We start from the raw sequence: 8,019 nt of genomic DNA, 5'->3' as shown, positions 1-8,019 counted from the left end.
CCGCGGGGGGGGGCCAACACATGGGTCAGAACTCAAACAAGCGGTGACTCTCCGACACAAGAGTCGAGCTGCCCAGGGTGACGCCGAGCGCGGCCAGCCCTGTCTTCAGCTCGGTTTCCATCTCGGCCAAGTCCCCTGATGCCGTGACGTGGTGAGCTTCCACCACGATCAAGGCCGCCTCGCTCTCCTTGGAGACCGCTGAACGAGCGGACTGCCGGAAGGTCCAGCGTCGCGAGTGGGCGTGCCCGTCGGGGTCGCCGAAGACGATCTCCCCCGGACCGGGGTTCTCGGTCTCTCCTTGAAACGTCTCGTAGCTTTCCGCTCCCGTGGCAGGGCGCACGGTGATGCCGGCACCGATGCGTGCGGTGTCGAACACCGCGATGGGGATGGCGTACGCCATGGAGACGTGGTTGAGGTAGTCGACCACAGGATGGAAGCGGGGAAGGCTCTTGTCCTTGCGGTACCGGCGCAGCAGCGCCTCTGAAGCGCACCGGTACTGAGTGGGCTTGAGCCCCATGCGCGAGAAAGCTTCACGCCACGCCGCGATTTCCGGCATTTCAGCCTCGGCCATCTGGTTCTGGCGTCGGTCGATGCGCTCAGCAAGCTCGGCCAGCTGCCCCTCGTCGGTCCTGGCCGAGGTGAGTCCGCCGACCGTGAGGGCCAGTGCTCGCAGGGTCGGGTGTTCGGCCCAGACCTCGTCGGCGTGGGTGAAGTACATGCTGGTGAACCTTTCTAAAACTTCTGCTACGGGTAGAGGCGCCCGTGCTCCCAGGCGCCCTGTGGGGTCATCCTGGTAAAAGCGACCCGGTCGTGGAGCCGAAACGGTCGATCGGACCAGAACTCCAGGTAGATAGGCTTGATGCGGTACCCCGCCCAATGCGAAGGACGCGGGACCTGCTGGCCTTCGAAGCGTGCCGTCTCCGCCTCCATGGCGTCTTCCAGCACCTTTCGGGCGGCCAGCGGGCTGGACTGCCGGCTCGCCCAGGCGCCGATCCGGCTGTCGCGGGCGCGGGAGGCGAAGTAGGCGTCGGACTCTTCGGATGTGACGAACTCGACCGGTCCACGGAAGCGCACCTGCCGACGCAGACTCTTCCAGTGCAGCACTCCGGACGCCTGGCTGTTCTCCGCGAGTTCGCGCCCCTTCGCAGAGGTGGTGTTCGTGAAGAACACGAACCCGCGGGAGTCACGATGCTTGAGCAGCACCATGCGCACGTCGGGGAGTCCGTTGGCGTCTGCGGTAGCGACGGCCATCGCGTTGGGGTCGTTCAGTTCGCTGGCCGCGGCCTCCTCGTACCAGCGCTCGAAGAGGTCGAATGGTGCGCCTTCGGCAGCGGGGCCCTGGGCTGTTTCCGGCAGTCCGTCGTGAGGTGACGGCATGAGGATCTCCTGTGTGACCGAGGTGTCCGGGCATGAGAACCCGCAAGGACGACGGGCTGCTCGGCTCCATGGCCGCGCACCCGCAAGAGAACGTTGTCAACTCCTGACCGGCTGCTTCTCCTCAAGAAGGTTGCGCCACTTGTCGAGTTCGTCGCCGGCGGCGGTGATCAGGTCCATGGACCCGTCGCTGCTCACCAGGACCTCGGCGGCCGGCGGCACGTTCAGGAACTCCATGTGCTGGGTGGCGCAGTAGGCCCCGGTGTCGAGAATGACCATGTAGCTCGTCGCGTCGACCCCCTCCGGGACATGGACCTCACCCGGCAGCAGGTAGTCATTGCGCAGGATCGTGCGGCCCCGGACAGCAGCGCTGATGCCCTGCTCGTTGACGATCTCTCGCATGTCCTGGTCGAGGAAAGCGGTGTTGTGGCCACGGTTCCTCAGCTGAGCCGAGGGCATGAGCATCCGGCATCCGTCGGTGACCACGATGGACGAGACGGGGGTGGTGATGACGGACCGCTCCACCGACATCAGCAGGGCACCCGTGTCGGCGAGGACGTCACGAGCGGGTTCGAAGAGGAACTTCACGTCCTCGGGTATGCCCATACGCTGGGCGGCATCGGCGAGCCGACGGAAGTAGAGCGACCAGTCGAAGTGCTTGTCCGCTTCCGCGTGAGCGTCGTAGTCGAAGCCGTGCCCGCCGGCGAAGTTGATGCCGCGGGCAGTAGGGAAGTACTTCTGAAAGACCTCGAACATCTCCTCGACCGTACGGACCATGTCGTCGAGCGAGTTGCCGCTGCCGCAGTACACCTCGACGCAGTCGAGCTCGCGGTCGTACTCCTGCAGCAGGGCCGAGAGCTGCTCCAGCTCCCCGTACTTGACGCCGGGCTTGCCCGAGTCGAGGGAGTCGACGCGGACACTGATGGACGGGGCCTGCGTGGCCAGGGAGTGCGCCACCTCGTTCAGGCTGGCGAGGAACGTGGGACATCGCGTGCTGTCCCAGAAGCTGATCTCTTCGTTGGACACGTGGCCCGGAGACACGATGAACTTCTCGAACCCGTGAGCGCGCAGGAGCCGGTATTCGCTGGGCAGCTGGACCAGGACTCCGAAGCCGTCTAACTCCTTGAGAGGCGCGAGGTGATGCGGGTTCGAGTTCGGGAAAAACGGAATGTAGAATTCGACCCGCTCACCGAGGCCCGCGTCGTCTGCGGCTTTCCGTACGCGAGCCAGGTTCTTTCGGAACTGACCCTCGCTGTAGATGAAGACCGGTGTGCCCACCTGGTCGGCGATGAGCTTCAGATTGATACCGCTCAGCCACGATTCCGACAGTGCTGTCAAGACACAACTCCCCTACTTGTGCTTTTCCTGTGGAATGGTTGTGGAATGGTTGTCAGAGGTGTATACGCCAGGAGGCCGGCTCAAACCGTGGAGCCGTACGGAAAGCTCACGTGCCACGAAGCGACACTGCTTCGTCACTTGTGCTTCTCCTGTGGAACAGGTCCCGAAGAAGGTGCATACACCAGGAGGCCGGCTCAAACCTATGGAGCCGTACGGAAGGCTCGCCTGCCACGAAGTGAAGCTGCTCGTTCTGGCAGTTCCGGCGCGAACGGGACCGGCTGAAGCAAGTTCTAACATCTTCAATCACCGAGATGCAAGAATCAGTGACTGAAACGAGCCACAGCACTCAGGGTTGGCCAATTCACACTGCTGCAATGTTTCACCATTCGGACAGCAATTGACGGAGCGGCCTCCCGTCGATGTACCTTCATCACCGCGACGCAGCGTCAGCAGCATCGCGGTCGGGGTGTTCTATGCCCTCTTCGGTCGTGTGCCCGAGTGGTTAGGGAGCCGCCTGCAAAGCGGCTTACATTGGTTCGATTCCAATCGCGACCTCTACATGATCGAGGCCTTCACCCAGTTCTTATCCGATGAAGGCCTCGATGCGTCCTTCGGGGACCGATTGCGCTGTAAATACCACGGGGGTGGGGAGTCTGCAAAGTCTTTTAGCCTTGGATTGTTGGTCACGTGCGGCCCGAGAAGGCCCAGTGGGCATCGGAAGCACTCAATGATGACGGGCACCACCGCCAATCTGACCATGGGCAGCCGGACGGCTGGCGGACGGCCGCTGGTTCGCGACGGCCGGCTCCTGTCGCCGTGGCGACCGATGATTCCCGCCCTCCCCGATCGTCTCCATCTGTGTGAGTCCCGAGCGGAGAGGGTGAGGGAGGATGAGCGCGTTCGTCTTGATTCCCGGGGCCGGAGGTGCGGCCTGGTACTGGCATCGTGTGGTGCCCGAGTTGCGGGCCAGGGGGCACGACGCGGTCGCCGTCGATCTGCCCGGCGCCGATCAATCCTCGGGGCTGCCGGAGTACACCGACGCGGTGGTCGCCGCCATCGGCGATCGTGATGACGTCGTGCTGGTGGCCCAGTCGCTGGGCGCCTTCACCGCGCCGATGGTCTGCGCTCGTGTGCCCGTGGGTCTGCTGGTGCTCGTCAATGCGATGGTGCCGCTGCCGGGCGAGACGCCCGGGCAGTGGTGGGACAACACCGGATGGGAGGCGGCCCGGGTCGCGGCGGCCGAAAAGGGCGGGTATCCCGTGGAGTTCGACCTCGCCACGTACTTCCTGCACGATGTGCCGGCCGAGGTCGCCGCCGCCGGCGCGGGGCAGGAGCGGCCTGAGGCCGAGGTCGTGTTCGGCCAGCCCTGCGCCATCGACCGATGGCGGACGTCGCCACACATGTGCTCGCCGCAGCCGAGGACCGGTTCTTCCCCCTGGAATTCCAGCGCCGAGTGGCCCACGACCGGCTCGGCATGCCCGCCGACGAGATCCCCGGCGGGCACCTGGTTGCCCTGTCGCGCCCGCTCGAGGTCGTGGAGCGACTGATCGGGTACGAGCCCTGAGGAGCGGCCGGGACCGGACGACGCCCCGGGCTCCGCAGAGCGGTGCCCGGGGCGTGCGAGTCATGCGAACTGGCCCGGCTGGTAGTCACCGGCGGGCTGCTGGACCATGACGTTCCCGCGGTTGAAGGCGTTGATCAGGGAGATGGTGCACACCAGGGCGGCGAGCTGCTCCTCGTCGTAGTGCTTGGCGGCATTCGCCCAGGCTTCGTCCGTGACGCCACCGGCCGCATCGGCGATACGGGTGCCCTGCTCCGCCAGTTCCAGCGCGGCGCGCTCGGCCTCGGTGAACACCGTGGCCTCGCGCCAGGCCGCGACCAGGTGCAGACGCGTGGCGGTCTCCCCGGCGTGCGCGGCGTCCTTGGCGTGCATGTCGGTGCAGAAACCGCAGCCGTTGATCTGACTTGCGCGGAGCTTCACCAGTTCCTGCGTCGCGTGCGGCAGCGTCGACTCCGCGAGCACCTTGTTCGCAGCGACGATGTGCTTCGCGAACTTGACTGCGACCTGGCTGGCGAAGAGGTTCAACCGAGCATCCATGGTGCACTCCTGTGTCGTGGTGGGTGGGTACACCTCATGGACGGAACGGCGCCACGAGTTGTGACATGGATGAATGTGATGCGCGTCTCCCTGTCGCACCAACGTCCTTGCCTCGGGCCTCAGTTCACCGCCTTCTGCACGAGCGCGCCGATCCTTGCCTCATCGGCGGCGGTCAACTCCTTCAGGGCGTACGAAGTCGGCCACATGGTGCCTTCGTCGAGGTTCGCCTCGTCACTGAAGCCGAAGGTCGCGTACCTCGCGTTGAACTTCTGCGCGCTCTGGAAGAAGCAGACGACCTTGCCTTCCCTGGCGTACGCGGGCATCCCGTACCAGAGTCTCGGCGCGAGGCCGGGCGCGCTTGCCTTGATGACGGCGTGGAGCCGTTCGGCCATGCCCCGGTCCGGTTCCTGCATCTCGGCGATCTTCGCGAGCACGGCGGCTTCGTCCTGCGCCGCCTTCTCGGCGCGCGATCCGCGGCGTGCGGACGCCTTCAGCTCCTGGGCGCGCTCCTTCATCGCGGCGCGCTCCTCGTCGGTGAATCTCTGGGACGCCTTGCCGGTCGCGGCCGTGCGCTTCACGGCCTTCGTGGCGGCCTTCTTCGCGGGCTTCTGGGCGGCCTTCTTCGCGGGCTTCTGGGCGGCCTTCTGGGCGGACTTCCGTGCGGGCTTCTGTGCGTCGTTCACAGCGGGTTACCTCCCGGCGTCTGGGGTGATGGGTCCATCGTCATGATGGAGACTGAGCCCCGGCGGCGGCTTCGCCGCGGCTCGGAGTGACGGGGATTTCACCCCACGAGACCCGGACCGGGGCGGGGCCGACGGACGTCCTCCCTCACGCCGGCGACCTGGCAGGTCGTGACCTGGATCACACTTCGACGGTGGATGTCACACTCCGGTGCCCGGATCGCTCTCAGTTCTGAACGCGATCGCAACGGGAGGCTCCACGATGTCCAACCCCCCGCCGGACCCACAGGCGGCCCTGCCCGAAGGCAGCCCACGTGAGGCGGCGTCAGACACAGTGGCGCGCACGACGACACAGGTGCTCAACGACCACCGTGGGCTGCTGTTCTCCATCGTCTACAACATGCTCGGCACCGTCGCCGACACAGAGGACGTGTTGCAGGAGACATGGCTGTCGTGGACGACCAGCAACCAGGCACCGAGCACGGACCCTGTCGACAACCCGCGCGCCTACCTCGTACGGATCGCGGTGAACCGGGCCCTCGCCCACCAGGCCTCCATCAGCCGCCGCCGTGAGTCGTACGTCGGGCCCTGGCTGCCCGAGCCGCTGGTCGGCCCCCTCACCGACACTCCCGTACCCGAGGACGCCGCCGATGCGGCAGTGCGCGCCGAGTCGGTGTCGATGGCGCTGCTGGTGGTCCTGGAGACCCTCTCGCTGACCGGCCGGTCACGCCGCCGACTCGATCAAGGCCTTCAGCGGAGGAGGCGGCCTGACCACCATCACCGCGCTTGTCGTGGTCGTGATCCTGCTGCTCACCTACCGCAGCCCGTTGCTGCCCCTGCTGCCGCTGCTGACGGCGGGCGTCGCCCTGGTCACGTCGGAAGCGGTCATCTACCTGCTGGCGAAGAACGCCGGACTCACCGTCAACAAGCAGACCAGCTTCATCCTGACCGTGCTGGTGTTCAGCGCCGCCACCGACTACGCACTGCTGCTCATCTCGCGCTACCGAGAGGAGCTCCGACGGCACGAGGACCGGCACGAGGCGATGGCAGAGGCCCTGCACCGCTCCGGTCCCGCGATCATCGCCAGCGCCGCGACGGTCGCGGTCAGCCTGACGCTGCTGATGCTGGCCACCCTCAACTCCACCCAAGGGCTCGGGCCTGCCTGCGCCGTCGGCATCCTCGTCGGGCTGCTCCATGGTCACCCTGATGCCGGCTCTGCTGGTCATCTGCGGCCGCTGGATCTTCTGGCCGGTGAAGCCGTCGTACGGATCTGCCGGCACCGCCGAGCAGGGCATCTGGACCCGCGTCGGCACCGCCATCTCCGGCCGGCCGCGGATCGTGTGGACCGGCACCGCGCTCGTCCTCGCGGTCATGGCGATCGGGGTGTTCGGGCTCAAGGCCGACGGACTCTCCCACAAGGACCAGTTCACCGACAAGCCGCAGACGGCCGTCGGCGAGGAGATCCAGCCACGGCACTTCCCGGCAGGGTCGGGCGACCCCCTCTACGTCGTGGCCAAGGCCGCCTCGGCAGAGCAGGTGAGGACCGCCCTGTCCGGCGTCCCAGGGGTCGCCGACGTCTCGGCGCCGGTGATCAAGGATGGCGAGGCCATCCTGCTCGGGGAGCTCAGGGACGCTCCCAGCAGCCCGGCCGCGATGCGCACCGTCGAGCAGGCCAGAGGTGCGGTCCACACGATCGAGGGTGCCGATGCCCAAGTCGGAGGCAACACGACGATCCTTCTCGACACACAGGAAGCAGCCGCCCGCGACTCCAAGGTGATCATCCCCATCGTGCTGCTCGTGGTGTTCCTGATCCTCGCGCTGCTGCTGCGGGCGATCGTCGCGCCCCTGCTGCTCATGGCGACGGTGGTGCTGTCGTTCGGAGCGGCCCTGGGCGTGAGCAGCCTGATGTTCAACCATGTGTTCGGCTTCGCCGGGGCGGAAGCCTCCTTCCCGCTCCTGACGTTCGTGTTCCTGGTCGCCCTGGGCATCGACTACAACATCTTTCTGGTCACCCGGGTACGCGAAGACGCATTGCTGCACGGCACCCGACGCGGCGCGCTGACGGGTCTGTCCGCGACCGGAGGTGTGATCACCTCGGCGGGTCTGGTCCTGGCCGGGACCTTCGCGGCCATGGCCTCACTGCCACTGGTGTTCGCGGCCGAACTCGGCTTCGCCGTGGCGTTCGGTGTGCTCCTGGACACCGTGATCGTCCGCTCGGTCCTGGTCACCGCGCTGACCCTGGACGTGGGCCGCTGGATGTGGTGGCCCAGCAGACTGTTCAGCGTGATCTAGCGCGGAACCCCGGGCGTTCACGCCCGGGAGGAAGCGCTTCTTAACACTGCTCTGACCTGCGCGGGTGCACTGGTCTGCGCTGTTGACCTCAGCCGGGACGTTTCTGGTTCTCGATGTACTCCTTGATGACGGCGAGCGGGGCGCCCCCGCAGGATGCGGCGAAGTAGGACGGCGACCAGAAGTGGTCACCCCACAGGTACTTGCGGATGTGGCCGGGGAACTCCTGCCGCAGGCGCC

Annotated in this window: 7 protein-coding genes, 1 tRNA gene and 2 pseudogenes; 4 read left to right on the top strand and 6 right to left on the bottom strand. The window is 66.5% G+C overall.

What is annotated here, in order from left to right:
- Nucleotides 1-25 precede the first annotated feature (25 nt).
- The 3 genes from F7R91_RS41195 to F7R91_RS41185 all read right to left on the bottom strand — a co-directional run bounded on the left by F7R91_RS41195 (nt 26) and on the right by F7R91_RS41185 (nt 2,712).
- Nucleotides 26-718, bottom strand: a complete 693-nt coding sequence (locus tag F7R91_RS41195; protein ID WP_150958924.1) for a B3/B4 domain-containing protein — start codon at nt 716-718, stop codon at nt 26-28.
- A 26-nt stretch (nt 719-744) separates the two neighbouring features.
- The gene (gene pdxH, locus F7R91_RS41190; protein ID WP_150958922.1) at nt 745-1,377 is read right to left on the bottom strand and encodes a pyridoxamine 5'-phosphate oxidase; all 633 of its coding nucleotides are present in this window, start codon (nt 1,375-1,377) and stop codon (nt 745-747) included.
- Nucleotides 1,378-1,473: 96 nt separating this feature from the next.
- Nucleotides 1,474-2,712: a diaminopimelate decarboxylase gene (locus F7R91_RS41185; protein ID WP_150958920.1), complete on the bottom strand. Its 1,239-nt coding sequence runs from the start codon at nt 2,710-2,712 to the stop codon at nt 1,474-1,476.
- Nucleotides 2,713-3,196: 484 nt separating this feature from the next.
- On the opposite strand from F7R91_RS41185, the gene F7R91_RS41180 reads away from it, so the two are divergent.
- Nucleotides 3,197-3,267: transfer RNA gene (locus tag F7R91_RS41180), tRNA-Cys, on the top strand.
- 335 nt (nt 3,268-3,602) lie between these two features.
- Nucleotides 3,603-4,259 carry an alpha/beta hydrolase gene (locus tag F7R91_RS41175; protein WP_225321125.1) on the top strand — a complete coding sequence of 219 codons (657 nt, stop codon included), beginning with the start codon at nt 3,603-3,605 and terminating at the stop codon, nt 4,257-4,259.
- A gap of 77 nt (nt 4,260-4,336) precedes the next feature.
- Here F7R91_RS41175 and F7R91_RS41170 read toward each other — a convergent pair whose 3' ends face one another.
- Both F7R91_RS41170 and F7R91_RS41165 read right to left on the bottom strand, forming a co-directional pair.
- The gene (locus tag F7R91_RS41170) at nt 4,337-4,810 is read right to left on the bottom strand and encodes a carboxymuconolactone decarboxylase family protein (RefSeq protein ID WP_150958918.1); all 474 of its coding nucleotides are present in this window, start codon (nt 4,808-4,810) and stop codon (nt 4,337-4,339) included.
- 119 nt (nt 4,811-4,929) lie between these two features.
- Nucleotides 4,930-5,325 (bottom strand): iron chaperone, encoded by a 396-nt coding sequence (locus F7R91_RS41165; RefSeq protein ID WP_150958935.1) that lies wholly within the window; start codon nt 5,323-5,325, stop codon nt 4,930-4,932.
- Between the two features lie 427 nt (nt 5,326-5,752).
- On the opposite strand from F7R91_RS41165, the pseudogene F7R91_RS41160 reads away from it, so the two are divergent.
- Both F7R91_RS41160 and F7R91_RS41155 read left to right on the top strand, forming a co-directional pair.
- Nucleotides 5,753-6,202, top strand: a pseudogene (locus F7R91_RS41160) (sigma factor); the annotation flags it as partial.
- 4 nt (nt 6,203-6,206) lie between these two features.
- Nucleotides 6,207-7,782, top strand: a pseudogene (locus F7R91_RS41155) (MMPL family transporter); the annotation flags it as partial.
- 88 nt (nt 7,783-7,870) lie between these two features.
- Here the strand turns inward: F7R91_RS41155 and F7R91_RS41150 are convergent.
- Nucleotides 7,871-8,019 (bottom strand): transposase (locus tag F7R91_RS41150; protein WP_150958916.1); only part of this gene is annotated, 149 nt, incomplete at its 5' end.

Source organism: Streptomyces luteolifulvus (assembly GCF_008806595.1).
Taxonomy (GTDB): Bacteria; Actinomycetota; Actinomycetes; order Streptomycetales; family Streptomycetaceae; genus Streptomyces; species Streptomyces luteolifulvus.
The sequence above is the reverse complement of the archived record's forward strand: the minus strand, read 5'-3'. Positions and strand labels throughout refer to the sequence as shown.

Excerpts from the sequence above, each read along its gene's own strand:
- F7R91_RS41195 (WP_150958924.1), bottom strand. The coding sequence starts at position 718 with ATGTACTTCACCCACGCCGACGAGGTCTGGGCCGAACACCCGACCCTG.
- pdxH (WP_150958922.1), bottom strand. The coding sequence starts at position 1,377 with ATGCCGTCACCTCACGACGGACTGCCGGAAACAGCCCAGGGCCCCGCT.
- F7R91_RS41175 (WP_225321125.1), top strand. The coding sequence starts at position 3,603 with ATGAGCGCGTTCGTCTTGATTCCCGGGGCCGGAGGTGCGGCCTGGTAC.
- F7R91_RS41170 (WP_150958918.1), bottom strand. The coding sequence starts at position 4,810 with ATGGATGCTCGGTTGAACCTCTTCGCCAGCCAGGTCGCAGTCAAGTTC.
- F7R91_RS41165 (WP_150958935.1), bottom strand. The coding sequence starts at position 5,325 with ATGAAGGAGCGCGCCCAGGAGCTGAAGGCGTCCGCACGCCGCGGATCG.